26 protein-coding genes are annotated in these 25946 nt (G+C 71.4%); 21 read left to right on the top strand and 5 right to left on the bottom strand.

Features of this window, described 5'->3' with window-relative positions; translation table 11 throughout:
* Nucleotides 1–66: 66 nt before the first annotated feature.
* The 15 genes from ABZX61_RS38640 (at nt 67) to ABZX61_RS38570 (ending at nt 16672) form a co-directional block, all read left to right on the top strand.
* A complete protein-coding gene (locus tag ABZX61_RS38640; protein ID WP_355201322.1) occupies nt 67–1677 on the top strand; it encodes an ABC transporter substrate-binding protein in 1611 nt (536 codons plus the stop codon).
* Nucleotides 1674–2669 (top strand): ABC transporter permease, encoded by a 996-nt coding sequence (locus tag ABZX61_RS38635; RefSeq protein ID WP_355201320.1) that lies wholly within the window; start codon nt 1674–1676, stop codon nt 2667–2669. The genes ABZX61_RS38640 and ABZX61_RS38635 overlap by 4 nt, the downstream gene beginning before the upstream one ends.
* The gene (locus tag ABZX61_RS38630; RefSeq protein WP_355201319.1) at nt 2666–3472 is read left to right on the top strand and encodes an ABC transporter permease; all 807 of its coding nucleotides are present in this window, start codon (nt 2666–2668) and stop codon (nt 3470–3472) included. The genes ABZX61_RS38635 and ABZX61_RS38630 overlap by 4 nt, the downstream gene beginning before the upstream one ends.
* Complete coding sequence (locus tag ABZX61_RS38625) at nt 3469–5088, top strand: ABC transporter ATP-binding protein (RefSeq protein WP_355201318.1); 1620 nt, start codon at nt 3469–3471, stop codon at nt 5086–5088. The genes ABZX61_RS38630 and ABZX61_RS38625 overlap by 4 nt, the downstream gene beginning before the upstream one ends.
* 32 nt (nt 5089–5120) lie before the next feature.
* Nucleotides 5121–6449 (top strand): lanthionine synthetase LanC family protein, encoded by a 1329-nt coding sequence (locus tag ABZX61_RS38620; protein ID WP_355201317.1) that lies wholly within the window; start codon nt 5121–5123, stop codon nt 6447–6449.
* 96 nt (nt 6450–6545) lie between these two features.
* Complete coding sequence (locus ABZX61_RS38615; RefSeq protein ID WP_355201315.1) at nt 6546–7868, top strand: NtaA/DmoA family FMN-dependent monooxygenase; 1323 nt, start codon at nt 6546–6548, stop codon at nt 7866–7868.
* The gene (locus ABZX61_RS38610; RefSeq protein ID WP_355201314.1) at nt 7865–9079 is read left to right on the top strand and encodes an LLM class flavin-dependent oxidoreductase; all 1215 of its coding nucleotides are present in this window, start codon (nt 7865–7867) and stop codon (nt 9077–9079) included. The genes ABZX61_RS38615 and ABZX61_RS38610 overlap by 4 nt, the downstream gene beginning before the upstream one ends.
* 5 nt (nt 9080–9084) lie before the next feature.
* Nucleotides 9085–10110, top strand: a complete 1026-nt coding sequence (locus tag ABZX61_RS38605) for an LLM class flavin-dependent oxidoreductase (protein WP_350736999.1) — start codon at nt 9085–9087, stop codon at nt 10108–10110.
* Nucleotides 10107–11231, top strand: coding sequence for an LLM class flavin-dependent oxidoreductase (locus ABZX61_RS38600; protein WP_355201313.1), 1125 nt, complete (start codon nt 10107–10109; stop codon nt 11229–11231). The genes ABZX61_RS38605 and ABZX61_RS38600 overlap by 4 nt, the downstream gene beginning before the upstream one ends.
* Before the next feature lie 173 nt (nt 11232–11404).
* Nucleotides 11405–12415, top strand: coding sequence for an ABC transporter substrate-binding protein (locus ABZX61_RS38595; protein WP_355201312.1), 1011 nt, complete (start codon nt 11405–11407; stop codon nt 12413–12415).
* The gene (locus tag ABZX61_RS38590) at nt 12412–13218 is read left to right on the top strand and encodes an ABC transporter ATP-binding protein (RefSeq protein WP_355201310.1); all 807 of its coding nucleotides are present in this window, start codon (nt 12412–12414) and stop codon (nt 13216–13218) included. The genes ABZX61_RS38595 and ABZX61_RS38590 overlap by 4 nt, the downstream gene beginning before the upstream one ends.
* A complete protein-coding gene (locus tag ABZX61_RS38585) occupies nt 13211–14119 on the top strand; it encodes an ABC transporter permease (protein WP_355201308.1) in 909 nt (302 codons plus the stop codon). The genes ABZX61_RS38590 and ABZX61_RS38585 overlap by 8 nt, the downstream gene beginning before the upstream one ends.
* Entirely contained in the window at nt 14116–15462 is a 1347-nt protein-coding gene (locus tag ABZX61_RS38580; RefSeq protein ID WP_355201306.1) for an LLM class flavin-dependent oxidoreductase, read from the top strand. Before ABZX61_RS38585 ends, ABZX61_RS38580 begins: the two co-directional genes overlap by 4 nt.
* Nucleotides 15459–15983, top strand: a complete 525-nt coding sequence (locus tag ABZX61_RS38575; RefSeq protein WP_355201304.1) for an NADPH-dependent FMN reductase — start codon at nt 15459–15461, stop codon at nt 15981–15983. Before ABZX61_RS38580 ends, ABZX61_RS38575 begins: the two co-directional genes overlap by 4 nt.
* A 164-nt stretch (nt 15984–16147) precedes the next feature.
* On the top strand, nt 16148–16672 hold the full coding sequence (locus ABZX61_RS38570) for a flavin reductase family protein (protein ID WP_350736894.1): 525 nt from the start codon (nt 16148–16150) through the stop codon (nt 16670–16672).
* A 121-nt stretch (nt 16673–16793) separates the two neighbouring features.
* On the opposite strand, the gene ABZX61_RS38565 is transcribed toward ABZX61_RS38570, so the two are convergent.
* The 3 genes from ABZX61_RS38565 to ABZX61_RS38555 all read right to left on the bottom strand — a co-directional run bounded on the left by ABZX61_RS38565 (nt 16794) and on the right by ABZX61_RS38555 (nt 20457).
* A complete protein-coding gene (locus ABZX61_RS38565) occupies nt 16794–17696 on the bottom strand; it encodes a TauD/TfdA family dioxygenase (protein ID WP_355201302.1) in 903 nt (300 codons plus the stop codon).
* A 176-nt stretch (nt 17697–17872) separates the two neighbouring features.
* Nucleotides 17873–19600, bottom strand: coding sequence for a hypothetical protein (locus ABZX61_RS38560; protein ID WP_355201301.1), 1728 nt, complete (start codon nt 19598–19600; stop codon nt 17873–17875).
* A gap of 104 nt (nt 19601–19704) precedes the next feature.
* Nucleotides 19705–20457: an NAD(P)H-binding protein gene (locus tag ABZX61_RS38555; RefSeq protein ID WP_355201299.1), complete on the bottom strand. Its 753-nt coding sequence runs from the start codon at nt 20455–20457 to the stop codon at nt 19705–19707.
* A 233-nt stretch (nt 20458–20690) separates the two neighbouring features.
* Here ABZX61_RS38555 and ABZX61_RS38550 point away from each other — a divergent pair, with 233 nt between their 5' ends.
* Nucleotides 20691–21218, top strand: a complete 528-nt coding sequence (locus tag ABZX61_RS38550) for a GNAT family N-acetyltransferase (protein ID WP_355201298.1) — start codon at nt 20691–20693, stop codon at nt 21216–21218.
* Here the strand turns inward: ABZX61_RS38550 and ABZX61_RS38545 are convergent.
* Both ABZX61_RS38545 and ABZX61_RS38540 read right to left on the bottom strand, forming a co-directional pair.
* The gene (locus ABZX61_RS38545) at nt 21195–21806 is read right to left on the bottom strand and encodes a DUF6461 domain-containing protein (protein WP_355201296.1); all 612 of its coding nucleotides are present in this window, start codon (nt 21804–21806) and stop codon (nt 21195–21197) included. The genes ABZX61_RS38550 and ABZX61_RS38545 overlap by 24 nt on opposite strands.
* Nucleotides 21807–21853: 47 nt before the next feature.
* A complete protein-coding gene (locus ABZX61_RS38540) occupies nt 21854–22306 on the bottom strand; it encodes a helix-turn-helix domain-containing protein (protein WP_355201294.1) in 453 nt (150 codons plus the stop codon).
* An 86-nt stretch (nt 22307–22392) separates the two neighbouring features.
* On the opposite strand from ABZX61_RS38540, the gene ABZX61_RS38535 reads away from it, so the two are divergent.
* The 5 genes from ABZX61_RS38535 (at nt 22393) to ABZX61_RS38515 (ending at nt 25940) form a co-directional block, all read left to right on the top strand.
* On the top strand, nt 22393–23607 hold the full coding sequence (locus ABZX61_RS38535; RefSeq protein ID WP_355201292.1) for an MFS transporter: 1215 nt from the start codon (nt 22393–22395) through the stop codon (nt 23605–23607).
* Nucleotides 23608–23834: 227 nt separating this feature from the next.
* The gene (locus tag ABZX61_RS38530; protein ID WP_355201290.1) at nt 23835–24170 is read left to right on the top strand and encodes a thiocillin family RiPP; all 336 of its coding nucleotides are present in this window, start codon (nt 23835–23837) and stop codon (nt 24168–24170) included.
* Between the two features lie 189 nt (nt 24171–24359).
* The gene (locus tag ABZX61_RS38525; protein ID WP_355201288.1) at nt 24360–25139 is read left to right on the top strand and encodes a hypothetical protein; all 780 of its coding nucleotides are present in this window, start codon (nt 24360–24362) and stop codon (nt 25137–25139) included.
* Nucleotides 25140–25266: 127 nt separating this feature from the next.
* Nucleotides 25267–25557: a hypothetical protein gene (locus ABZX61_RS38520; RefSeq protein WP_350736923.1), complete on the top strand. Its 291-nt coding sequence runs from the start codon at nt 25267–25269 to the stop codon at nt 25555–25557.
* An 89-nt stretch (nt 25558–25646) separates the two neighbouring features.
* Nucleotides 25647–25940, top strand: a complete 294-nt coding sequence (locus ABZX61_RS38515; protein WP_350736926.1) for a hypothetical protein — start codon at nt 25647–25649, stop codon at nt 25938–25940.
* Nucleotides 25941–25946: the final 6 nt, after the last annotated feature.

Raw genomic sequence — 25946 nt, 5'->3', positions numbered from 1 at the left:
CGTTGACAGGCATTCATGCATTACCTACCGTTTAGCTAGGTAATGCCTCGGCCCCAAGGAATGCGTGTGAAGAGACTCAAGGGCATCGTCCCCTTCGTCCTCGTCGTCTCCCTGACCGCCTGCGGCTCTCAGCAGCCCGCCCAGCAAACCCAGGACACCTCCCTGACCTGGGCCATCGAGACCCAGCCGCTCACCTTGAACCCCCAGCAATGGGGCCAGAACAAGGTCCGGCTGCTCGTGTTCAACCAGTTCGACGCGCTGCTCTCGCGCCAGAAGGACGGCACGTTCCAGCCATGGCTGGCCAAGTCGTGGAAGGTGTCGGACGACGGTCTGACGTACACGCTGGAACTACGCGACGACGTGACCTTCCACGACGGCACGAAGTTCGACGCGGCGGCGGTCAAGGCGAACCTGGAGCAGTTCCTGGTGCCCGGCTACAACCCCGGCATCGCCTCCATCCAGCTCAAGTCCTTCGCCAAGGCCGAGGTGAAGTCGCCGACCACCGTCGAGATCACACTGAAGGAGCCGGACGCGCTCTTCCTCGACTTCCTCGCCTCGCCCCTCGCGGGGCAGGTCTCGCCGAAGTCGCTGAAGGCGGCCAAGGACCTCAAGTCCGGCGGGCCCGACCTGGTCGGCACCGGGCCGTTCATCCTGGAGTCGTACGTGCGGGGCCAGGAGATCCGCTACCGGCGCAACCCGGACTACAAGTGGCCGCCCGCCGGGTCCGGGCACCAGGGGCCGGCCTACCTGTCGCGGATCACGTACCGGTTCCTGCCGGAGGCGGCGGTGCGCGTCGGCGCGCTCACCTCGGGGCAGGTGCAGGTCATCGAGGGCGTCCCGGCCACCGACGCCGCCATGATCAAGCAGGATCCGGGTCTGACGTACCAGACCTCGCTCAACTCGGGCACCTCCTTCTCCTACTACTTCAACACCGCCCACGCCCCCTTCGACGACCAGCGCGTACGGGAGGCGTTCCGCGAGGCCGTGGACGTGGACGCGGTGCTGAAGGCCGTCTACCAGGGCACCGCCACCAGGGCGTGGAGCGTCGTCACCAAGGGCGGGCCGTTCTACGACGCCTCGCTGGAGGGCGCCTTCGGCGGCGACACCGCCAAGGCCAATGCCCTGCTCGACGCGGCCGGCTGGAAGCAGCGCGACGCCCAGGGCTACCGCGTCAAGGACGGCAGGCGGCTCACCGTGCGCTCCGTCGCCTCCGCGCCGTTCGTCCGCGACCGCCGCGACATCCTCGCCCAGGCCATCCAGGCGCAGGTCAAGCAGAGCGCAGGGATCGACTTCCAGGTCAAGATCGTGGACCAGGGAACGGCGCAGAAGGCCTACACCGAGGGGGAGTACGAGATCTTCGAGAACTCCCGCGGCGACGCCGACGCGGGCGCCGCGCTCAACCTGATCCTGCCGCGCAAGGGGCCGATCAACCGCACCGGCTTCTCCGACCCCGACGTGGAGAAGTGGCTGGCCACGGCCGCGGCCTCCGCGTCCCTGGACGAGCGGAAGGCGCTGTACGCCAAGGTGCAGCAGGCCGTGGTGAAGGACAAGGCGATCGTGTTCCCGGTCTACGTGCCCGCCGACCAGATCGCGGCGCAGAAGAGCGTCCAGGGCCTGGGCTTCGAGGCCGGCTCCGGCACGCCGCGCAGCGCGTACGACGTCCGGATCGGCACATGACCGGACAGCCGGTGACGGCCCGCGCCAGGGACGCCGCTAAAGCCCGCGACAGGGACGCCGTCAGAGCCCGGGTCAGGGGTGTCGTCAAGCGGGTGCTCGCCGGGCTCGCGGTGCTGTGGGCGGCGGCCAGCGCCTCGTACGTCGCGCTGCTGCTCGCGCCGGGCGACACCATCGACATCCTGGTCGGCGACGGCCCCGACACCCCCGAGATCCGGGCGCGGATCGTCGCCGAATGGGGGCTCGACCGGCCGGAGGTCGTCCAGTACGTGTCCTACCTGTGGCGGCTGCTCCACGGCGACCTCGGCCGCTCGTACCAGCTCCAGCTCGGCGTCGGCGAGATCCTGTCCACCCAGCTGGGCCCGACCCTGCAGCTCACACTGGCGGCGGCCGGGGTCGGGGTGTCGCTCGCCGGGGTGATCGCCGTCGTGACCGCGGGGCGGGGCCGGTGGCTGCGCGGCGCGGCCTCGGCGGCCGAGCTGGTCTCGGTGTCGGTGCCGCCGTTCCTGATCGGGCTGGTGCTGCTGGCGGTGTTCTCGTTCACGCTCGGCTGGTTCCCCGTGTCGGGCGCGTCCGGGCCGCAGGCGCTCGTGCTGCCCGCGCTCGCGCTGGGCCTGCCGATCGCGGGCGTGCTCGGCCAGGTGCTGCGCGGCGGCCTGGAGCGGGCGCTGGAGCAGCCGTTCGCCGTCACGGCCAGGGCCCGCGGGCTGAGCGAGCCGCGGCTGGTGGCCAGGCACGCGCTCCGGCACGCGCTGATCCCCGCCGTGACGCTGGCCGGGTGGTTCACCGGCACGCTGCTCGGCGGGGCCGTCATCACCGAGGTGCTCTTCGGCCGGCCGGGGCTCGGGCAGGTGGCGATGCAGGCCGTCACGGGCCGGGACATGCCGGTGGTGATGGCCGTCGTCCTGCTGTCGGCCATCGTGTACGTGACCATCAGCACCCTCCTCGACCTGGCCTACCGCGCCATCGACCCCCGGATCGGAGGCCGGCCGTGACCTCGTCGCGCTCGCTGCTCGCGCCCGCGGCGTTCCTCGTCCTGCTGGCGGTGGCGGTGGCCGCACCCGGGCTGCTGACCGGCGTGGACCCGCTGGCGGCCGACCCGGTGAGCGCGCTCGCGCCGCCCGGCGGCGCGCACTGGTTCGGCAGCGACCACCTCGGCCGCGACGTGCTGTCCAGGGTCGTGCACGGCGCCCGCCACTCGCTCAGCATCGGCGTCACCGCGACCGCCCTGGCCGTGACCGCCGGGGTGCTGCTCGGCCTGGCCGCCGGGCTGTCGCCGAAGTGGCTGGACGAGGCGCTGGCCAGGTCGTTCGACGTCCTGTCCACCCTGCCGGAGCTGCTGCTCGCCTTGCTCGTCATCGCCGTCACCGGCCCCGGCACGGGCAATGTCATCTTCGCCATCGCGGTCGCCCAGATCCCCAACTACGCCCGCGTCATCCGCGCCCAGACCTTCGTCGTGCGCCACGCCGGATACGTCGAGCAGGCCGTCACGTTCGGCCGGTCCAGGGCCGCGATCACGGCCGGGCACGTGCTGCCGAACGTGCTCGGGCCGATCCCCGTCCTGGCCACCATCGGGCTCGGCCAGGCCGTCATCGCCGCCTCCGGGCTCAGCTTCCTCGGCATGGGCCCGCAGCCCCCGGCCGCCGAATGGGGCGCGATGCTCTCAGAGGCCCGCAACTACCTGCGGGTGGCCTGGTGGGAGGCGCTGTTCCCGGGCGTCGCGATCACGCTGACCGTGGTCAGCCTCACCGTCGTCGGCCGCCGGCTCCAACGCCACTTCGAGGGGAGAACCCCATGACGACCTTTGTCTCCCCTCCGACGGTCGCCACCCTGGTCGCCGTGGAGGACCTGCGCGTGAGCTTCGGCGGGACCGAGGTCGTGCGCGGCGTCTCCTTGTCGCTCGCCCCGGGCGAGTGCGTGGCCGTCGTCGGCGAGTCCGGGTCCGGCAAGAGCGTCACGGCCCGCACGCTGCTCGGCCTGGCCGGGCCGGGCGCCACCGTGCGGGCGGCCGCGTTCAGCGTCGGCGGCCGGGACGCGCTCGGCTTCGGACCGGCGCAGTGGCGCGGGTTGCGCGGCGGGTTCGCCGGGCTGGTGCTGCAGGACGCGCTGGTCTCCCTCGACCCGCTGCGGACCGTGGGGGCCGAGATCGGCGAGGTGCTGACCGTCCACGACGTCGTCCCGCGGGCACGGCGCCGCGACAGGACGCTCGAACTGCTCGACGCGGTCGGCGTGCCCGATCCGCCGCTGCGTGTCGGGCAGCACCCGCACCAGCTCTCCGGCGGGCTGCGGCAGCGGGTGCTGATCGCCTCGGCCATCGCGGCCGGACCCGAGCTGATCATCGCCGACGAGCCGACCACCGCGCTCGACGTCACCGTGCAGGCCCAGATCCTGCGGCTGCTGGCCGCGCGCCGGGCCGCCGGCTGCGCGCTGCTGCTGATCAGCCACGATCTGGCCGTCGTCGCCTCGATCGCCGACCGCATCCTCGTCATGAAGGACGGCCGCGTCGTCGAGGAGGGCCCTGCCGGGAGCGTGCTGTCGGCGCCGTCGCACGACTACACCCGCTCGCTGCTGGCCGCCGTCCCGTCGGCCGCCTCCCGGGGCACCCGCCTGTCCACCACCCTGTCTACCGCGCCGCCGGGCTCGCCGCTGCCGCGCCGCACGCCGGACCCCTCGGCGCCGGTGCTCGCCGGCACCGGCCTGTCCAGGTCGTACGGGCCGCGCCGGGTGGTCGACGACGTCTCGTTCACCCTGTGCGAGGGCGAGACGCTCGGCGTCGTCGGCGAGTCGGGCTCGGGCAAGACCACCCTGGCCCGCCTGGCCCTCGGCCTGCTCGAACCGGACGCGGGCCGGGTCACCCTGCACGGCCGCCCGTGGAGCCAGGTGCCGGAACGCAAGCGTCGCCCGCTCCGCCGCCGGATCCAGCTCATCTCCCAGAACCCGCTCGACTCCTTCGACCCCCGCCACACCGTCGGCCGCCTGGTCGCCGAGCCACTCGACCTGCCCGCGGCCGAGCGCCGGGCGCGGGTGCTCGACCTGCTCGAACGCGTCGGCCTGCCGCCCGGCGTCGCCGGCCGCCACCCGCGCGAGCTGTCGGGCGGCCAGCGGCAGCGCGTCGCCATCGCCAGGGCCCTCGGCCCACGCCCCGACGTGCTGGTCTGCGACGAGCCGGTCTCCGCGCTCGACGTCTCGATCCAGGCTCAGGTGCTGGACCTGCTCGCCGAGATCCAGGCCGAGTACGGTACTGCCATGCTGTTCATCAGCCACGACCTCGGCGTGGTGCACCACGTCAGCGACCGGGTCCTGGTCATGAAGGACGGCCGGGTGGTCGAGGAGGGCGACGTGACGGAGGTGTTCACCCGCCCCCGGCACTCGTACACGCGGGAACTGGTCGCGGCGGTTCCTCGGCTTTCCTGAATTTCCTACCAAATGTGTGGGATACTGGACGGGTGAGTCTGGACAGGATCCGCGCGTCGAGCGCCCGAGCCGATTCCCCGCTGACCGCCGCCATCCTGGCGGGGCGATGGATCAGATCCGCCGCGGCCGACGACGAGCACGGAAGGCGCTGGCTGGCCAATCCCGATCCGCACGGCGGGTCGGCGGTCACTTCCGAGCCCTCGTCTCTCTACTCGGGGGCGGCGGGCGTCGTGCTGTTCTTCCTCGAACTGGCCGCGGCCACCGGCCACGAGGCGTACCTGGAGGACGCCAGGCAGGGGGCCCGCAGGCTCGCCGCCACCTGGCGCGAGCAGGACGACGTCTCCCTCTACCACGGGCTGACCGGCACGATGGTCGCGCTCATGGAGGCGGGCTGGGTGCTCGGCGACGGCGCGTTCGAGGCCGAGGCCGCCGCCATCGCGGACGTGATCGTCCGCCGGGGCCGGGAGTCCGAGGGCGGCGTCGGGTGGTCGCGGGATCCCGCGCAGCGCGGCGAGGGTGGCGTCATCCTCGGGCTGCTGCGGGCCGCCGCCCACCTCGGCGTGCCCGCGTACGAGGAGGCGGCCGTCGAGGCGGGCCTGCGGATCGCCCGGCTGCCCGTCCCCGGGCACCGGTTCGGCGACTGCGCCGACCTGCCCGTGGACGCCGTCACGCCCGGCTTCCTCGCCGGCACGGCCGGGACCGCGTTCCTGCTGGCCCGCCTGTACGGGGTGACCGGCGACGAGCGCTTCCTGTTCGCCGCGCGCAGCGGCGCGGCCTTCGTCCGCGAGGTCAGCGTCGTGGCCGGCGGTTGCGCGGTCGTGCCGCACCACGTGCCGCACGCCAGGGAATTGCACTATCTGGGCTTCTGCTCCGGCTCCGCGGGCGTGGCCAGGATGTTCTACGAGCTGTACCGGGTGGGGGGCGACCCCGGCGATCTGGAGTGGGTGGAGCGGCTGGCCAGCGGCATCGTCAAGAGCGGCGTGCCGCGCCGCCGTACCGAGGGCTACTGGAACGTGGCCTGCCAGTGCTGCGGGACGGCCGGGCTCATCGAGTTCTTCGTGGGGCTGTGGGCGGCGACGGGGGAGGAGTCCCACCTGGAGTACGCCCGCGGGCTCGCCACCGACCTGATCGGCCGGGCCACCGACCACGACGGGCGCGGCTACCGCTGGTACCAGGCCTACCGGCGGCTGCGGCCGGGCGAGGTGACGGCCGACACCGGCTACATGGTGGGCGCGGCCGGCATCGGCGCCGCCCTCCTCCACCTCGACGCCGCAGGTCAGGCCGACCATCCGCGCCGCGTCATCCTGCTGCCCGACAATCCGTTCCCCGCGATCCCGCTGCCTGCCACCGCGCTCCGTTGACAGCAATACCCAGTTTTCCTACTGTTTAACTGGGTATTGAGCCAAGGAGCACATCATGACCGAATGTGACGTCCCCTGCCGCCGCGAGCAGGTCGCATGAAGCAGGTCCACCTGGCCGCGCACTTCCCCGGCGTCAACAACACCACCGTCTGGACCGACCCCCGCTCCCGCAGCCAGATCGACTTCGAGTCGTTCGCCGACCTGGCCCGCACCGCGGAGCGGGGCAAGTTCGACTTCTTCTTCCTGGCCGAGGGCCTGCGGCTGCGCGAGCTGAAGGGCCGCATCCACGACCTGGACGTGGTCGGCCGCCCCGAGTCGCTCACCGTGCTGGCCGCGCTGGCCGCCGTCACGGAACGCCTCGGGCTGGCCGCCACCGTCAACGCGACCTTCAACGAGCCGTACGAGCTGGCCAGGCGGCTGGCCACGCTCGACCACCTCAGCGCGGGCCGGGCCGCCTGGAACGTGGTCACCACCTCCGATGCCTTCACCGGCGAGAACTTCCGCCGTGGCGGCTACCTGGATCGTTCCGAGCGCTACACGCGGGCCGAGGAGTTCGTCCGGCTGTCGCGCGAGCTGTGGGACTCCTGGCGGCCCGACGCCGTGCTCGCCGACCAGGAGAGCGGGCGGTTCCTGCGGCCCGGGTCCGTCTCGGCGGTCAGCCACCGGGGCCGCCACTTCACCGTCGAGGGGCGCTTCAACATCCCGCGCGGCCCGCAGGGCCACCCCGTGGTCATCCAGGCGGGGGACTCCGACGAGGGCAGGGAGTTCGCCGCGGCCAACGCCGACGTCATCTTCAGCCGCCACGGCACGCTGGAGGAGGGCCGGGCCTTCTACGCCGACGTCAAACGCCGGCTGGCCACGTACGGGCGGCAGCCGCACCAGCTCAAGATCATGCCGGCGGCGACGTTCGCGCTCGGCGACACCGACGCCGAGGCGGCCGAGCGCGCCGCCGAGATCCGCCGCCAGCAGGTGGGGCCGCAGACCGCGATCGCCTTCCTGGAGCAGATCTGGGGCCGGGACATGTCCGCCTACGACCCCGAAGGGCCGCTGCCCGACGTGGAGCCCGCCGTCGAGCAGGGCGTCTCCCAGGGCCGGGTGCAGGTGGCCGACCGGGTCGCCGTGGCGGCGCGATGGCGGGCCGTTGCCGAGGAGAAGGAGCTGAGCATCCGCGAACTGGTGATCCATATGACCGGGCGGCAGTCGTTCGTGGGCTCGCCCGCGACCGTGGCCGCGCAGATCGAGGAGTTCGTGCGCACGGACGCCGCCGACGGGTTCATCCTGGTCCCGCACCTCACGCCGGGCGGGCTGGACGACTTCGTGGCCGAGGTGGTGCCGCTGCTGCAGGAACGCGGCGTGTTCCGTACCGACTACGAGGGGGCCACGCTCCGCGACCACCTCGGGCTGGGAGGCACGGCATGACGCGGGCGCCCCTGCACCTGGCCGTCGCGCTCGACGGCGCCGGCTGGCATCCCGCCGCCTGGCGGGACCCCGCCGTCGACGCGCGGGAGCTGTTCACCGCCCGCCACTGGGCCGGGCTGGTCGCCGAGGCCGAGCGCGGGCTGCTCGACTTCGTCACCATCGAGGACGCTCTGGGCCTGCAGTCCTCGGGCCTCGACGGGCCCGACGACCGCACCGACCAGGTGCGCGGCCGGTTCGACGCGGTGCTGCTCGCGGCGGCGCTCGCGCCGCTGACCACGCGCATCGGGCTGGTGCCCACGGCCACGACGACGCACACGGAGCCGTTCCACGTGGCCGTCGGCATCGCGAGCCTGGACCACGTCAGCCTGGGGCGCGCGGGGTGGCGGGTCCAGGTCTCGGCCCGCGCCGGGGAGGCGGCCCACTTCGGCCGCAGGGAGATCCCGGCGCTCATCCCCAAACGGGACACGGCGGGCCGGTGGGAGCCCGACGAGGGGGCCCGGGAGCTCATCGCGGACCTCTTCGAGGAGGCGGCCGACGCCGTGGAGGTGGCCAGGCGGCTGTGGGACAGCTGGGAGGACGACGCCGAGATCCGCGACGTGGCCACCGGCCGGTTCGTCGACCGGGACAAGCTCCACTACATCGACTTCGCCGGATCCCGGTTCTCCGTCAAGGGGCCGTCGATCACGCCCAGGCCGCCGCAGGGGCAGCCGGTCGTGACCGTGCTCGACCACGGTGGGTCGCCGGTGCCGTACGAGCTGCCGGCCCGCGCCGCCGACGTCGTCTTCGTCACCCCGCACAGCCGTGACCAAGCGCGGGACATCGTCGAGCAGGTCAGGAGCCGTCCCAGGGACGGGCACCCGCTCAAGATCCTGGCCGACCTGCTCGTCCACGTCGGCGACGACGCGGCCGAGCGCAGGGCCCGGCTCGACGGGCTCGCCGCGCCGCCCGAATCGGACGCGTACACCTTCGCCGGCACCGCCGCCGAGCTGGCCGACCTGCTGCTGGACTGGCAGGAGGCCGGGATCGAGGGGTACCGGCTGCGGCCCGGCGCCGTGTCGCACGACCTGGCGGCGATCACCCGCGAGCTGGTCCCCGAGCTGCGGCGGCGCGGCGCCTTCAGGAGCCGGTACGAGGCCGCCACGCTGCGCGGGCACCTCGGCCTGCCGCGCGCGACCAACCGTTACGCCTCCCAGAAAGCAGATATTGCGTGAAATTTCTGGCCATCACCTTGATCGTTCATGACGGCCGCACGTCCACCAACGAGCGATTCCGCGAGGTCGTCTCCAACGCGGTCCTGGCCGAGGAGCTCGGGTTCGACGGGTTCGGGGTGGGGGAGCGGCACGAGCGGCCGTTCATCTCCTCCTCCCCGCCCGTGGTGCTCAGCCACATCGCCGCCCGGACCTCCCACATCCGGCTGTTCACCGCGGTCACCACGCTCAGCCTGCTGGACCCGGTCCGGGCGTACGAGGACTACGCCACCCTCGACCACCTGTCCGGCGGGCGGCTCGAACTGATCATCGGCAAGGGGAACGGCGCCGCCCAGGCCCAGCTCTTCCACGTCACCGCCGAGGACCAGTGGGAGCGCAACCGCGAGTCGTACGAGCTGTTCCGCAGGCTGTGGCGGGAGGACAAGGTCACCTGGGAGGGGCGGTTCAGGCCGTCGCTGACCGAGGCCGAGACCTGGCCGCGCCCGCTCCAGCGGCCGGTGCGCGTCTGGCACGGCAGCGCCACCAGCAAGGAGTCGGTGGACCTGGCCGCGCGCTTCGGCGACCCGCTCTTCTCCGCGAACGTCACCAACCCCATCGAGCCCTACGCCGAGCTGATCGAACACTACCGGGAGCGGTGGGCGCACTACGGGCACGACCCGGCCGAAGCCCTGGTCGGAGCGGGCACCGCGGGCTACTACGCCGCGAAGACCTCGCAGGAGGCCATCGAGACGTACCGGCCGATCTTCGAGGCCCGCCAGGAGACCTTCAAGCGGTACGGCGCCCCGCTCGTCTTCCACTCGCTGGAGGACGCCATCGAGCGCAGCTCCATCCTGGTCGGGAGCCCGCAGCAGATCATCGACAAGGTGCACCGCTACCACGACCGGTTCGGGCACGAGGTGATGCACCTGCACGCGGACGCCGACGGGCTGACGGACGCGCAGCACCGCTCGGCGCTGGAGCTGTTCCAGTCGGACATCGCTCCCGTGCTGCGCAAGGAGATACCCAGCAGGCCGTTCCCGGGAGGTTCCTCATGACGGTCCCCCTGTCCATCCTCGACCTGGCGCCGATCCCCTCCGGCGGGACCGCCCGGGACGCGATCCGCAACACCGTCGACCTGGCGCGGCAGGCCGAGTCCTTCGGCTACCGCCGGTACTGGCTGGCCGAGCACCACTTCGCGCCCGGCGTGGCCGGCTCGGCGCCCGCCGTGCTCATCGGGCTGGTCGCCGCGGCGACCGGCCGGATCCGGGTCGGCTCGGGGGCGGTGCAGCTCGGCCACCAGACGCCGCTGGCGGTGGTGGAGCAGTTCGGCCTCCTGGACGCGGCCCATCCGGGGCGCATCGACCTGGGTCTCGGCCGTTCCGGCCAGCGCCGCGCCGAGCTCGCCCGCCCCTCGGAACGTCCCCCTGAGCCTCCTCCTTCCGAGGCGAGGGTGGTGGACGGGCTGCTCATCCCGCCCCCGTTCGACTTCTCCGCGCTGATCAGGGCGGCGCCGCACCTCGCCGTCCAGGCCTCCCTCCTTCAGCAGCCCGGCGCCGAGACGCCGGACTTCGCCGACCAGCTCGACGACGTCCAGGCGTTCCTGGCCGGCACCTACACCTCCGCAGACGGGCGGAGCGCGCATGCGATCCCGGGCGAGGGCGCGGACGTCGAGGTGTGGATCCTGGGCAGCAGCGGCGGCCAGAGCGCGCAGGTGGCGGGGGAGCGGGGCCTGCCGTTCGCGGCCAACTACCACGTCAGCCCGGCCAGTGTGCTGGAGGCGGTGGAGGCGTACCGGGAGGCGTTCAAGCCGTCCGACGTCCTGGAGGAGCCGTACGTGATCGTGTCCGCCGACGTCGTCGTGGCGCGGGACGCGGCCACGGCGCGGGAGCTGGCCAAGCCCTACGGCCTGTGGGTACGCAGCATCCGCACCGGGCAGGGCGCGATGCCGTACCCCACGCCGGAGGAGGCCGACGCCCACGTGTGGAGCGAGGAGGACAGGAAGCTGGTGGCCGACCGCCTCGACACCCAGTTCGTCGGCGACCCGGAGGCGGTGGCGGACGGGCTGCGGGTGCTCCAGCGGGTCACCGGGGCCGACGAGCTGCTGATCACCACCATTACGCACGGCCACGCCGACCGCGTCCGCTCGTTTGAGCTGCTCGCGGACGCCTGGCGGTAATTCATGTATGTCCAGTAGGAAAAGTTGACTTTAGGGGCCGGGGAACGTAGTTTCGTAGGCATGGGCCTTTACCTGACCCGGCGCCCGCACGTGGACTTCGGCCACGTCGCCAGCGCGCAGTGTCGCTGATCACGTACCGCTGAACCCCCTCTCTCCCCTTCAGAGGAAACAACGTGATCAAGACCAGACATGCCCTCCTGGCCGCCTTGATGTCCGCCGTCCTGGCGGCCTGCGGCACGGCCCAGGCGAACCCCCAACAAGAGGTGAAGGTGCTGCGCTACCAGGGCAGCGCCGGCAACGTCACCTTCCCCGAGCTGGCCGAGGAGCTCGGCTATCTCGGCGACGTCAAGCTCAAGTGGGTCGGCAACACCACCTCCGGCCCCCAGGACATCCAGTCGGCCGCGACCGGGCAGACCGACTTCGGCGGCGCCTTCAACGGCGCCATCGTCAAGCTCAAGGCCGCCAAGGCGCCGATCAAGGCCGTGATCGGCTACTACGGCTCCGACCAGGCCACCTACAACGGCTACTACGTCAAAGAGGACAGCCCGATCAGGTCCGCCCGGGACCTGATCGGCAAGAAGATCGGCGTCAACACCCTCGGCGCCCACCACGAGGCCGTCATCAAGGAGTACCTCAAGCGCGAAGGGCTGACGCCCGAGGAGGTCAAGCAGGTCCAGCTCGTGGTGATCCCGCCGGTCAACACCGAGCAGGCCCTGCGCCAGGGGCAGCTCGACGTCGGCACCCTCGGCGGCGTGCTCAGGGACAAGGCGCTGGAGCGCGGCGGCCTGCGCCCCCTGTTCAAGGACGTGGACCTGTTCGGCCCGTTCACCGCCGGGTCCGTCGTGCTCCGCGAGGACTTCATCGCCGCCAACCCCCACACCGTCAAGACGTTCGTGACCGGATTCGCGAAGGCCATCGAGTGGGCGCAGACCCACTCGCGCGAGGAGGTCGTCGCCAAGTTCCAGCAGATCATCGCCAAGCGCGGCCGCAACGAGAGCGCCGACGCCGTGCGGTTCTGGAAGAGCACCGGCATCGCCGCCAAGGGCGGTGTCATCGCCGACCAGGAGTTCAAGACCTGGACCGGCTGGCTGGAACGCGAGGGCGAGATCAAGTCCGGCCAGGTCAAGGTCTCCGACCTCTACACCAACCAGTTCAACCCCTATGCCGGCGGGAGCGGGTCATGACCAAGATCAGCATCCGGAACGTGGTCAAGACGTTCCAGGTCAGGGACGCCGACCAGCCGTTCACCGCGCTGTCCGGCATCGACCTCGACGTGCGCGAGGGCGAGTTCCTCACGCTCGTCGGCCCCAGCGGCTGCGGCAAGTCCACCCTGCTCGACCTCATCGCCGGGCTGACCGCGCCGACGTCCGGGGAGATCCTCATCGACGGCGCGCGGGTGACCGGGCCCGGGCTCGACCGGGGCATCGTCTTCCAGCAGTACGCGCTGTTCCCCTGGCGCACGGCGCAGTCCAACGTCGAGTTCGGGCTGGAGGCCAAGGGCGTGCCCAGGAAGGAACGGGCGCGGCGGGCCCGCGAGCACCTCGCGCTCGTGGGGCTGGCCGGGTTCGAGGAGCGCTATCCGCACGAGCTGTCCGGCGGCATGCGCCAGCGGGTGGCCATCGCGCGCAGCCTCGCGTTCGACCCCGACGTGCTGCTGATGGACGAGCCGTTCGCCGCCCTGGACGCGCAGACCCGCGAGTCCCTCCAGGAGGAGCTCGTGCACGTGTGGGAGCAGACCGGCAAGACCGTCGTGTTCATCACGCACGGCATCGACGAGGCCGTCTACCTCGGGCAGCGGGTCGCCGTCATGACCTCCCGGCCGGGGCGGATCAAGGAGGTCATCGACGTGCGCTTCGCCTCGCGCGAGGGAGATCTGCGGGCGGATCCGGCGTTCGGGGAATACCGGCACCGGGTGTGGGGGCTGCTGCGGGAAGAGGTCGCGGCGGCGCAGGTGCAGGAGCGGAAGGTGGCGACCAGTCGTGGCTGACCAGAAACTGCTCCCCGGTGAAGTCCACCAGTACGACGAGGCCGCCCCGGCTCCGACCCCGCACCCGACCCTGGCCTCGACTCCGACTCCGGCTCCGACCTCGGCTTCGGCCTTGACGGAGCCGTCGCGCCGGCGGCTTCCCGGCGGGCGGTGGCTCAGGCGGGCGGTCACGAACTCCACCGCCATCCTGCTCCTCCTCGCCGCCTGGGAGGTGCTGCCCAGGCTCGGCGTCGTCGACCCCGTCTTCGTCCCGCCGCTCTCGGAGAACCTCGTCGCCTGGTACGACCTCCTCGTCGGCGGCCAGCTCCCCGAGCACCTCGAGGCTTCCCTCGCCCGCTCGCTGTCCGGCTTCGGCCTGGCCATCGTGCTGGCGATCCCGCTCGGCCTGCTGATCGGCTGGTACAAGCCGGTCGCCGACTTCCTCACCCCGCTGCTGGAGCTGTTCCGCAACACCTCGGCGGTGGCGCTGCTGCCGGTGTTCACGCTGATCCTGGGCATCGGGGAGACGACGAAGGTCACCTTCGTGCTGTACGCGTGCTCGTGGCCGATCCTGCTCAACACGATCAGCGGCGTGAAGACCGTCGAGCCGCTGCTCATCAAGTCGGCCAGGTCGATGGGCCTCGGCCCGGTCCGGCTGTTCCAGAAGGTGATCCTGCCCGCCGCCGTGCCCACCATCTTCACCGGGGTGCGGCTGGCGGGCGCGTACTCGATCCTCGTCCTGCTCTTCGCCGAGATGGTGGGCGCCAAGGCCGGACTCGGGTATCTCATCCTCGACACCCAGTCCAGCTTCCGCATCCCCGACATGTACGCGGGAATCATCACGATCTCCGTACTCGGCCTGCTGTTCAACCTGCTCCTGGTCGGCGTCGAGCGCCGCTTCTCCACCTGGAGGACCACTTGACGAGAAAGCTCCACCTGAACGCCTTCCTCATGGGCGTCGGCCACCACGAGGCGGCCTGGAGACACCCCCGAACCGAACCCGCCCGCCTCACCGACGTCCGCCACTACCAGGAGCTCGCCAGGATCGCCGAACGCGGCAAGCTCGACTCCGTCTTCCTCGCCGACGGCGTGGCCCTGCACGGTAACGTCCGGCACAACGCGCTCGGCGGCCTCGAACCCCTGACCCTGCTGTCGGCCCTGGCCGCCGTCACCGATCACATCGGCCTCATCGCCACCGTGTCGACGACGTACAACGAGCCCTTCCACGTGGCCCGCAAGTTCGCCTCGCTCGACCACATCAGCGGCGGCCGGGCCGGCTGGAACATCGTCACCTCCGCCGGCGAGGCCGAGGCCCGCAACTTCGGCATCGTCCGTCCCTCGCACGCCGACCGCTACGCCAGGGCCGGCGAGTTCCTGGAGGTCACGCGGAAGCTGTGGGACAGCTGGGAGGACGACGCGATCCTGGGCGACCGCGTCGCCGGCGACTACGCCGACACCGGCAAGATCCACCCGATCGAGCACGCGGGGGAGCACTTCTCGGTCAGCGGCCCCCTGAACACCTCCCGCTCACCCCAGGGCCACCCGCTCCTGGTCCAGGCCGGGTCCTCGGAGGACGGCAAGGACTTCGCCGCCCGCTACGCCGAGGCCGTCTTCACCGCCCAGCAGACCCTGCGGGAAGGGCAGGAGTTCTACGCCGACCTGAAGCGGCGGCTGGCCGCCTACGGGCGGCGGCACGAGGACGTGCTCATCCTGCCGGGCATCTCGCCGATCATCGGCTCGACCGAGCGCGAGGCGCCGCGGCTGGAGAAGGAACTGGAGGACCTGATCATCCCCGCGTACGGGCTGGCGCAGCTCTCCCACATGACCGGCATCGACCTCACCGAGGACGCGCTGGACGGGCCCCTGCCCGACGTGCCCGTGGAGACGGAGGGCGCGCAGAGCCGCCGCAAGCTCGTCGTGGAGCTGGCCAGGCGCGAGAACCTCACGGTCAGGCAGCTCCTCAACCGCCTGGCGGGCGGCCGGGGCCACCGCGTGGTCGCGGGAACGCCGGAGCAGATCGCCGACCAGCTCCAGGAATGGTTCCTGGCCGGCGCGGCCGACGGGTTCAACGTCATGCCGCCGATCCTGCCCGGCGGCCTGAGCGACTTCGTCGACCACGTGGTGCCGGAGCTGCAGATCAGGGGCCTGTTCCGGTACGAGTACGAGGGGCGCACGCTCCGCGAGAACTACGGCCTGCCCAGACCTCCGTCCCGCTACGCCGCCGCCGGGCGGGCTGCTCGGCGCGAAGTGGCGGTGGCGCGATGAGCATCGTGACCCTCGTGGGCAACCCCCGGCCAGGCTCCCGCACCCTCTCGGTGGCCACCACCGCAGCCCAGGCCGTCGGCGACCGCCTGGGAGCCGCCTCGGAGGCGTACGAGGTCGTGGACCTGTCGGGCCTCGCGCCCCACCTGCTCTCGCCCGTCGCACACCCCGAGGTGCACGCGGCCCTGGACCTGGTGACCGGCGCGAGCGTCGTCGTCGTGGCGAGCCCCACCTACAAGGGCACCTACACGGGGCTGCTGAAGTCGTTCCTCGACCGCCTGCCACCGGACGCGCTGGCGGGCACGGCGGCGCTACCGCTCCTGGTCATGGGGGATCCCAAGCATTCGCTGGCGGTGGAGGTGCATCTGCGCCCGCTGCTGGTGGAACTGGGCGCCTTCGTGCCGACACCGGGACTGGCGGTGCTGGAGTCGCAGATTCCGGAGCTGGGAGAGGTGGTGGCGGGGTGGGCCGATCGTGTGGCGCCGCAGGTGACCGCTGTGCTCAAGGAAGGGGCGCTTTCGTGACGGAGACGGTGGCCGCCCGGGAGGCCCGCCGAGCCAGAGAGGCCCGCCAGGCCCGGGACGCCCGCCGCACCTCAGACCCCCGCCCGGTGCCCGACTCCCGCCCTGTGTCCGACTCCCGCCCTGTGCCTGGCTCCCGCAATGGGCACGCGTCCGAGGCGCCGACGGTGCCTGCGACGCGCCCGGCCCCGGAGGAGCCGGAGAGGAGTGCGGTCGACGCCGACGGGTTCCGCCGGGCGCTCGCCGTACACGCCGCCGGGGTCGTCATCATCACCGCCCAGAACGACGGCATCCCCGTCGGGCTGACGGCGACATCCTTCTCCTCCGTCAGCCTCGACCCACCCCTGGTCTCGTTCTACGTCGACCAGTCCTCCACCACCTGGCCCTGGCTGCGCGACGCGGACCACTTCGCGGTCAACGTCCTGGCCAGCGACCAGGCCGAGCTGGCCGCCAGGTTCGCGCGCAAGGACATCGACCGGTTCGCCGAGCCCACCCGCTGGCGTCCGGGCCCCCTGGGCGCGCCCCTGCTCCAGGACGTCTCCGCCCACCTCATCTGCCTCCCGCACGAGACCGTGGACGTCGGCGACCACACCCTGGTGGTCGGCCTGGTCGCCGAGGCCAGGGTGCACAGCCCGGGCCGTCCCCTCATCTACCACCAGGGTCGCTTCGGCCGCTTCATCGCCCACCCCTAGAGAAACGACTGAACGGCCGCCCGGCACATCGCCGGGCGGCCGTTCCGTTTCCCCAGGGCCCGGACACGCGTATGGCCCTGGCCACGTCATCGGGGCCAGGGCCATACACAAGGAGCAGGGGTCAGGCGGCGATCGGCGAGTAGGCGGCCGCGTCGCCCTTCAGCACGACACTGGGCCGGCCGTCCACGCCCACCGGCACGTCACCGGCGATCGTGACCCGGTGCAGCCGCCTCGGACGGTCGCCGAAGTCGTGCACCACCCGGTGCTGCGTCGCCCGGTTGTCCCAGATGGCGACGTCGCCGGGTGCCCAGCGCCAGCGCACGGTGTTCTCGACCTCGGTGACGTGCTCCTGGATCAGCCGGATGAGCGAGGCGGACGTGTGCGCCGACAGCCCCACCAGCCGCTTGGCGAAGTCCCCGAGCAGGATCGAGCGTTCGCCGGTCTCCGGGTGCACCCGCACCACCGGGTGCTCGGTCTCGAACACCGTGGAGGCGAACACCTCGGCGCGTTCCCGAGCCCGTTCGGGATCGTCGGAGGTGGCGATGCGGACGTAGTCGTGCTGGTTGGTGTGCACGGCCCGCAGCCGGTCGAGCAGGTCCCGCAGCTCGGCGGGCAGGTGGTCGTACGCGGCCACGGTGTTGGTCCACAGCGTGTCGCCGCCGGCCGCCGGAACGGCGACGGCCCGCAGCACCGACGCCAGCGGCGGCCGGTCCACGAACGTCACGTCCGTGTGCCAGCGATCCACCTTCTGGCCGTCGCGGTAGTCGAGGTCGAGGACGTGGTCGTTCCCGTCGAGCGAGGGGACGGTCGGGTGCGCGGCGGTCGGTTCGCCGAGTAGCCGGGCGAAGGCCACCTGGCTCTGCTCGTCGAGATGGTCTTGTCCGCGGAAGAAGACCACCTTGTGGCCGAGCAGCGCCAGGCGGATCTCCGCGACGACGTCGGCAGGCAGATCGCCGCCGAGCCGTACGCCGGAGATCTCCGCGCCTATCCGGCCGGCGACGGGGATGATGGACAGGGATGACATGGGATTTTTCCTTCCGTTAGAGGGATTGCCTGCGTTCGGAAGGAAGGACAGAGCGCGCTGGCCACGCGGCAGAAGTCCACGTGACCCCTGATGGTCAGAGCCGTCGTCGTCACGTCATCAAACGTAGATCGCCCCACCTCTAAAGTCAATTGAACTGGTAGGGAATTAGGGTTTTTCTATGTGCAGGTGACCGAGTACGTCATCGGGCCGGAGGCGACGACGTTGGGCAGCCTGGTCTCCATGTATCCGGTGACGGTCTTGCCCGTGGACTCGTCCACTGTGAACTCGCGCTCGATGACCTTGGTCAGCGGATCACCCGGCGGGAAGGCCGCGTCGTCGAGCCAGGCGGCCAAGGTCTCGTCGAAGTACCACTGCGCGTACACCATCTGCTCCATCGGCGCCGACACCGTCACCTGGGCCCGGGCCTTCAGCGTGACCGGGCACTCGCCCCGGTAGGTCGCCGGGGTGACGGAGGCTTCGGTGACCGAGACCACGTGCGGGTATGAATCCGCGGGCGGCTTGCCACCGCAGTCCGCCTCGTAGCCGATCGCCTCGCCGCGCGTGACCCTGTCGTTCGCGGTCACCTCCAGCCAGATCTTGCCGGTCTTGCTGATCCACTCGTCCCAGACCCGTTGCGGACGCAGCGTGGCGGCCTGGGTGAAGGTGTGGGTGAACGGAGCGGTGTAGCTGCCGTCGGCCCAGCGCCACCGGTAGCTGATCGTGAGCGGCAGCGACGCGGAGGGCGTCGGGGTGACCTGCGAGAGGATCGTGAACTGTTTGGACGTTCCCGGACAGGGCTGCGGGTTCCGGCTTTCGATGACCTGGGTTCCGGTGATCGTGACCGCGTCGCCGTCCCGGCAGGTGATCGTGAAGGCGGCAGGCTGCGTGGTGGTCGCGTTCGGGGTGAGGACGCGCAAGTACGCCGAGCCGCCGCTCACCTTCGACGGGTCCATCACCTTCCAGGTGGTCTCCAGCACCGTGGTCAGGTCTCCTCCGAGCATGACCTCGCCGGGGATGGTCGTGCCGTCGCCGCGTACCCACTGGTAGGTGACCTTGGCTGGCTTGGTGACCGCGAGGTCGACGCGGAACACGAACTCCACCGGCCGTCCGCACGGCCCTTCGTACCGCGCGGGCGTCACCCGCGGGTTGGCGGCGGCGGCAACCGGGCCGGGCTCGGGCGGGTCGGTGCAGGTCACGTGGTAGGGGACCTGGGCGGAGTCCGTCACGCGGCCCTTGACGTCCAGGATCTCCAGCCGGCGGTGGCCGGAATGGCCGGTCAGGAACGTCCGGCGGGAGCTGACCGCCGTGCTCCGCGCGGTGAGCCACAGCCGCTCGACCGGCTCGGCGCCGCCGTCGCCGTCCACCCACCGGTACGCCACCGCCTCCGGCGTCCTCGACACCGTGATTCGCCCGTCGAACGTCACCGTGCGGCCGGGCACCCGGCACGCTCCTCGGTACGGCGCGGGCGTGGCCAGCGTGACCCCGATGCGCGTTCTGTCTTCGGAAACGTCCTGCAGTTGCAGGGGGGCACACGACACCGTGAAGCGGGCCTTGGCCGAGGTCGCCTTTCGGGGGCTGAGCACCTGCAGCGCCTGCCACCCCGACGTGCTCGCCGCGAACATCTGCCGATCCCGTACGACCACCGCCCCGCCCTTGACCTGGGCCGTGCGGATAGGCCCCTTGGTGCCGTCGCCGCGCAGCCAGCGGTAGGTGACCCTGTTCGCGCCGCGCACCGCGACCTTGGCCGCGAACGCCGTGGTGGCCGGACACGAGCCCGCATATCGGGCAGGTGAGGCCGTCACTCCGCCCACTTTCACCGATGCGGCCGAAGCCTGCGCCGGCGCGGCGGCCAGGCCGCCCGTCAGCGCCAGGGCGGCGGCCAGCGCCGTCCATGCTCTACGCACCTCGATCTCCTCAATCTCCTCAAGATCGGACTGATCCCGGGAGTCTGGCGGGAGAGGGTTGTGCGGGACTTGGGCGAAACTTGAGGCCCGAGGAGCCAGGCGTGCTACTCGTGCAGCCGATCGAGCATCGACTCTGCGGGCCTGCCCAGCACGTGAGCCAGGTCCGGGCTCTGGAACTCCAGCGCCCCCGCCCGTACCTGCGCATTGAGCCAGCTCATCGGCCCCGGCCCGGCATCGGGCACCTCCCGGTAGGGCACCCCCAGCACCTCGGCCGCCTCCCGGTAGGTCCACAACGGCCCGGTGAAGTCGTACGCCCGCCCCAGATGCCCGTCCCCGGTCAGCACCCGAACGGCGGCCTCGGCCAGATCGGACCTGAAAGCGGTGTTCAGCCCGCGCCCGCCGGTGCTGCCGGCGAGCTCGCCGGCGGAGACCTGCGGCACGAAGGCGTCGCCGTAGTAGGGGTGGCGCAGCAGCGTGTACGGCAGGCCGCTGTCGAGGATGGCCCGTTCGGTGGCGTGATGGGCCTCGGTGGCGCCGGTGGCGACGGTGCCCGCTCCCAGCAGGCTCGTGTAGGCGATGGCGCCGACCCCGGCGTCGGCCGCCGCCGCGACCGCGTCCAGGTGCTGCTTGATCCTGCGCGCCGGGTCGAGTTCCGGCGACGAGATGAGCAGGAGCCGCGTGGCCCCTTCGAACGCCTCGCGCAGGCTGTCCGGCTCGTCGTAGTCGCCCCGCCGTACCCGGACACCCTGCGGGGCCCGTACGGGATCGCGCACGACGGCCACCACATCGGGCCGAACGGACAACCGGTCGATGACCAGACGACCGAGCACCCCGGACGCCCCGGTGACCACGATCATGGAACTCCCTCCGACGAAGATCGGCCAAGTCAACCGCCCACGACCCGCCGCCTGCCACCCATTTCTCACCCACCCCGGTCACCGGCCTACGCCCCACCCCGGTCACCGGCGCCTGGGGGCCCGACCACCCTCGGTCGCCCGGCCTGCGGGCCCGACCGGCCACCCCCGGCGTGGGCCCGACCGGCCACCCCCGGCCACCAGCCCGCGGACGGCCCTCTGGGATACTGCCGCGCATGACAACAGACGGGGGGCGGCCGGGGTTCGCGACGCACGGGATCGGGTCGGACCACCCGATGACGTGGACGCTGCGCCGCGCGGAGCCGACAGACGTCGAGGCGATCGCGGACCTGCGCGCGTCGGTCATGCGCCCGGACCTGCAGCGGCTGGGCCGCTTCGACGAGCACCGGGTCCGGCAGCGGTTCCGGGACGCCTTCTCCCCGGACCACACGTCGGTCATCGAGACGGACGGCGACTTCGCGGGGTGCGTGACATTCCGCCCGGGCGAGGACGCGTGGTGGTTCGAGCACTTCTACCTCGCCCAGGAACTCCAGGGCCGCGGCCTCGGCTCGGCCGTGCTGCGCGAACTGCTGGAGCGATCCGACGCCGAGGGCCTGACCGTCCGGCTGAACGTCCTGCATGGGAGCGCCGCGCAACGGCTGTACGAACGCCACGGGTTCACGGTGGAGACCGAGGACCCGGTCGACGTCTTCATGGTGCGGGAACCGGCGGCGAGCACGTCAGGAGGTGGGCCTCATGCATGAGTGCTGCGCCAGGAACCAGTCGGTGGCGATGTCGGTTTCCGTGACACGTCCGATCAGCGCCAAGGCGGAGCTGATGCTCTCCATTTCCTCCACACGATCGTCGAGGACGCCGTCATCGCTGATCTGGAAGCGCAGTCCGTCCATCAGGTGATCGAGCGCGTGCGGGTCGTCGCCGTACCGCTTCTCTGGCCAGGTCGGGTCGAATGAGACGAGTATGTGCCCGTCACGGGCGTGATCGAAATATGCGTTGCCGTTGATGTCCATGCGGAGGCCGAGAGCCTGCCGGCCACCTTCGGTGATGGAACGCAGGCACTCGCCGTCGGCATGCGCCGGCACGATGCCGATCCAGCCGTTGGCCTCGGCAACCCAGGTGGATCCGTCGTCGATGTTGTGATCGAGGATCTCGCTCAGGTGGCACGGTGTACGGGTGGCGAGGTCCAGACACCAGTCCAGGGCGAGTGCGTCGAGGTCCGCGCCCTTGATCCACATGGCGCTGAATCCCAGCGCCCACAGGTCCATCTCGCCATCGAGCCCTTCGGTGAAGATGGTCGAGACCAGAAGGTCGTGCAGGTAGGTCGGTGACTGCATGGCTGCCTCTCGGAGGAGGGGTGCTGGGTTGCGGGGTGCCCTAGGGCTCAGGCAGTTTTCCGAACGTGCGACGCCTCGGCGGAGAGCGGCGCGCCGTCTCGGCTGAGCGGGTGGAGCTCGGGAAGCTCCCGCCCTTGGTCGTCGACGAGAACGGAGTGCGACTCGTCCGGGGCGAAGGCGTGGCGCTCGCCCCATTGGCGGAGGGCGACGACGGCCGTGAAGAGGTCCAGTCCGGCTTCGGTGAGCCGGTACGTGTGGCGTCTGCCGTCGGCCGCGGCGCTCTTGTCAAGGATGCCGTGCTCGACCAGTTTGCGGAGCCGGTCGGTGAGGATGTTGCGGGCGATCCCCAGCCGTTGAAGGAACTCGGTGAAGGTCGTCGCCCCGTCCATCGCGTCGCGGATGATCAGCAGGCTCCACCGGTCGCCTATCAGGTCGACGGTCCGTGCGACCGGGCAGGCCGGGTCGGTCCAAGCGCTTCCTGCGGCGAGTGCGACGTCCACCGTCCCCCTCCAAGATGAGTTGCAATATGAAACCAGTATGCCCTAGCTTCAGATGAGTTGCATTTTGCAACTTACTGGAGGGTGATATGTCGTCAGGATTGACCGGGAGGCAGCGGGCCGTGCTCGCGCTGGTGTGCGCGGTGGCGGTGTCGACCATCTACGGCATCCAGCCGGTCATCGAGGCCGCGGGCCAGGACCTCGGGCTGGGGGAAGGAGCGTTGGGGTGGCTGGTCGCCGCCGGCCAGATCGGCTATCTCGCGGGGCTGGTGCTGCTGGTCCCGCTCGGTGACCTGTTCGACCGCCGCAGACTCATCACGGTGCACATGCTGCTCACGGCAGTAGGTGCGGGGGTGGCCGCCGCCGCACCCGGTGGTGTCGTCGCGATCGCGGGCCTTGCCCTGGCCGGACTGTTCGCCGTGGTCGTCCAGATCACGGTGGCCTACGTCGCCGCGGTCTCACCGGCCGGCGAGCGCGGCCGCAACATCGGAGCGGTCACCTCGGGCGTGGTCATCGGGATCCTCGGAGTACGGGTGGTCGCGGGCACGCTGGGCGAGCTGGCCGACTGGCGCATGGTCTACCTCGTGATCGCCGGACTCTGCGGGATGCTCGCGCTCGCCGCCCGATTCACCCTCGAGGCCGACATCCGCCGCCCCCGAGCCCGGTACGGGCAGCTGCTGTCATCGCTGGGTCGTCTGGTCGCCGGCGACCGGCTCTTCCTCAGCCGGGGACTGGTCGCGTTCTTCCTGTTCGCCTCCTTCGGCACGCTGTGGAGCGGGCTGGCGCTCCCGCTCGGCGCCGCGCCGTGGCACTTGGGCACTACCGAGATCGGACTGTTCGGACTCGCCGGTCTCACCGGGGCGCTGGGCGCGGCCCGGGCCGGCCGATGGGCCGACCGGGGGTTGGCGCCCTCGGTCACCGGCTGGTCGCTGGCCCTGCTCACGGCCTCGTGGCTGCTGATCGCCCAAGCGGGGTCGTCGCTGTGGCCGTTGATCGTCGGCGTCATCGTCCTGGACTTCGCCGTGCAAGCCGTTCACGTCAGCAGCCAGCACCTGCTCACCAACGCCCGCCCCGACCGGAGCAGCAGCGTCATCGGCGCCTACATGGCCTTCTACTCCCTCGGCTCCGCGCTCGGTGCGATCACCACCACCTGGGCCTACAGCGCCGCAGGATGGCCGGCCGCCAGCCTGCTCGGCGCGGCCTACGCCGCGCTCGGACTCCTCGTCGCCACCTCGACCCGCCGCTTCACCGCTCTACCGCAGGCGCAGCAACCACGTGCGTCCGTATCGGACACGTCCCGCTGACACTCGATGGCGCGTTCGCTTCTCGGGTCTTCCCGCGCCCGCCGGCGTCACCTGAGGGAAGTGTCACATGACAGTTGTCACAGGGGTTCGTGTTAGTTGTTTCTACCGGCGAAGGGGCCCGGCGGGCGAGGCTTGACCTGCAACAAGGGGCAGCGAGCAGTCCAGATGCCCGCTGCCACTCCCATCGGATCTCGGCTGCGAGCCGAGGCGGAAGGAGAGTGGGCCCGATGGCCGAAAGCCTCTACATTCTCGGTGACGAGGACCGCAAGAAGTTCGCCAGGCTGATCGCCGCCGCGTGGTCGGAGGACGACGTGAAGACCCGTTACGGCCGCGAGCCTCGCCTGATGCTGGCCGAGTACGGCATCGCGTACCCGGAGGGTTTGGCCACGCCGCCGCTGCCCCCGAAGCCCGCCGGTCAGTTCAGCATCGAGGAGCTCGAGGTCGCGGCCGGCACCGAGGCTCCGGCCGACGGCTGCTTCGGCTCCGCCAGCACGATCAGCTGCTTCACCGGCTGCGTCGCCTCCGCCTCCACCTTCGGCTGCGCGGGCGTGGCGGAGACCTGACAGTGCCGCGGGGGGCGCGGTCCGGCCCGCGGCGCGCTCCCACGCCCTTGCCGTGGCACCCGGCGGCCCGCCGCCGCCGGGTGCCACCACCACCCCATCCCCGGCCGCGCGGCCACGAAAAATCCGATATGCGAGAAAAGTAACCAGTGATGCGTTGCCTCCGCCCAGATCGGTTGTCATGATCCGCTTGTGACCCAGACAGGGGTTTCCGGTTCGAGGGTGGCGGCTCGCGCGCCACTGGAGGTGCGGCTCGGCCGCGCGGCGATCGTGGCGTTCGCCGTTTACCTGATCTTTCCCACGTTCGGTTACTACATCGAGAATCCACATCCCTGGCGCATCCCAGGCATCCTCCTGGCGATCGCGGTCCTCGCCCTCTACATCGCGGCCGGCTGCACCGGCCCGCGCGGGCCGTGGCACCGGTGGGCGGTGGGGGTCATGGCGCTCCTGGTCTACCTGCCGCTTCCGTTCCTGGGCGAGTGGTGGGCCGCGTCGGGCGTCTTCCTCGCTGCGATGGCGCTGGGGCTCCTGCCCAGGCCGTACCCCCTGCCGGCGGCCCTGCTGGTGGCCGTCGCCGAGACGGCCAAGTCGATGGTGCTCGGCGACGATCTCGTGGGAGGGCTGTCCTGGACCCTGTCCCTCTCCGTGGCGGCCATCCCCCTGGCGGGTCTGACGCATTTCGCGGAAACGGCGCGGGTCCTCTACGCGACCAGGGCCGAGCTGGCCATGGTCGAGGTGGCGGCGCAGCGCGCGCGGGCGATGGGCGAGCTGGAGGGCATCCTCGGCAGCCGGATCGACGCCATCGCCGAGCAGGGCCGCAGGGCCGTCGCCGGCGTGGAGGGCGACGCGGAGAACGTCAAGAAAGAGCTGGGCCGCATGCTCGACATGGCCCGCGAGGCCCAGAGAGAGATGCGCGGTTTCGCGCATCGGGAGCAGCGGCTCCCATCGGGAAATCCTGATTACCAGAAATGATGAACATCACGATATGTCGGTGTTAGTTGTTTCTGGCGGCTTTTGCCGCTGATGACGAATCTGGACCTCGTAGGCGGCCGCCCCCGACCCACCCGGAACCCCGGGGCCTCATCAACGAGGTGACCTCATGCCAGAAGACCCCACCCTGTCCCCGGAACTGCGCAGGCAGATCGCCAGATTCGTCGCACGCGCCTGGTCCGACGAGTCGCTCAGGCGGGAGTTCGAACGAGACCCGCGCGCCGCCCTCGCCGAAGCGGGCGTCGACTGGCCGCGTGAGCTGGCCCCGCCCGACCTGCCTGATCAACCCGGCCAGGCCATCGACCTGGAGAGCCTCGAATCGTCCGCGGGCGGCGCCCTCGGCACGATCGGCACGGTGAGCTGCCCGACCGGATGCTTCTCCGGCGGACAGAGCGCCTGACGACCTCGCAAGGCGTGGTGGTGGGCAGTCCAGATGCCCACCACCTCGCCAGACCAGCATCTCACACACCCGCGGCGGGAGGACTTGTGATGACTGTGGACACGATCGGCTGGGACACGACTCAGCGCAGGGCGTTCGGCGAGCTGACCGCAAGGTCGTGGCTCGACGCCGACTTCAGACTCCGGTACGAGCGCGATCCCCTCTCGGTCCTGGCCGAGTACAACCTCCGGCCGGCCGACGGGGCAGGCGCCCCGACGCTGCCGCCGGAGCCCGGCGCCGAGCTCGTCATCGAGATCCTCGACGGGTCCGCGGAGATGCCGCCGCCGCCCCCGTGCCTGCTCAGCCTCTGCTTCTGCCTGTACACGCCGACCCCGGGAGAGTGACACGCG

This window comes from Nonomuraea sp. NPDC003709 (assembly GCF_040610775.1).
GTDB classification, from domain to species: Bacteria; Actinomycetota; Actinomycetes; order Streptosporangiales; family Streptosporangiaceae; genus Nonomuraea; species Nonomuraea angiospora_A.
The sequence above is the reverse complement of the archived record's forward strand: the minus strand, read 5'-3'. Positions and strand labels throughout refer to the sequence as shown.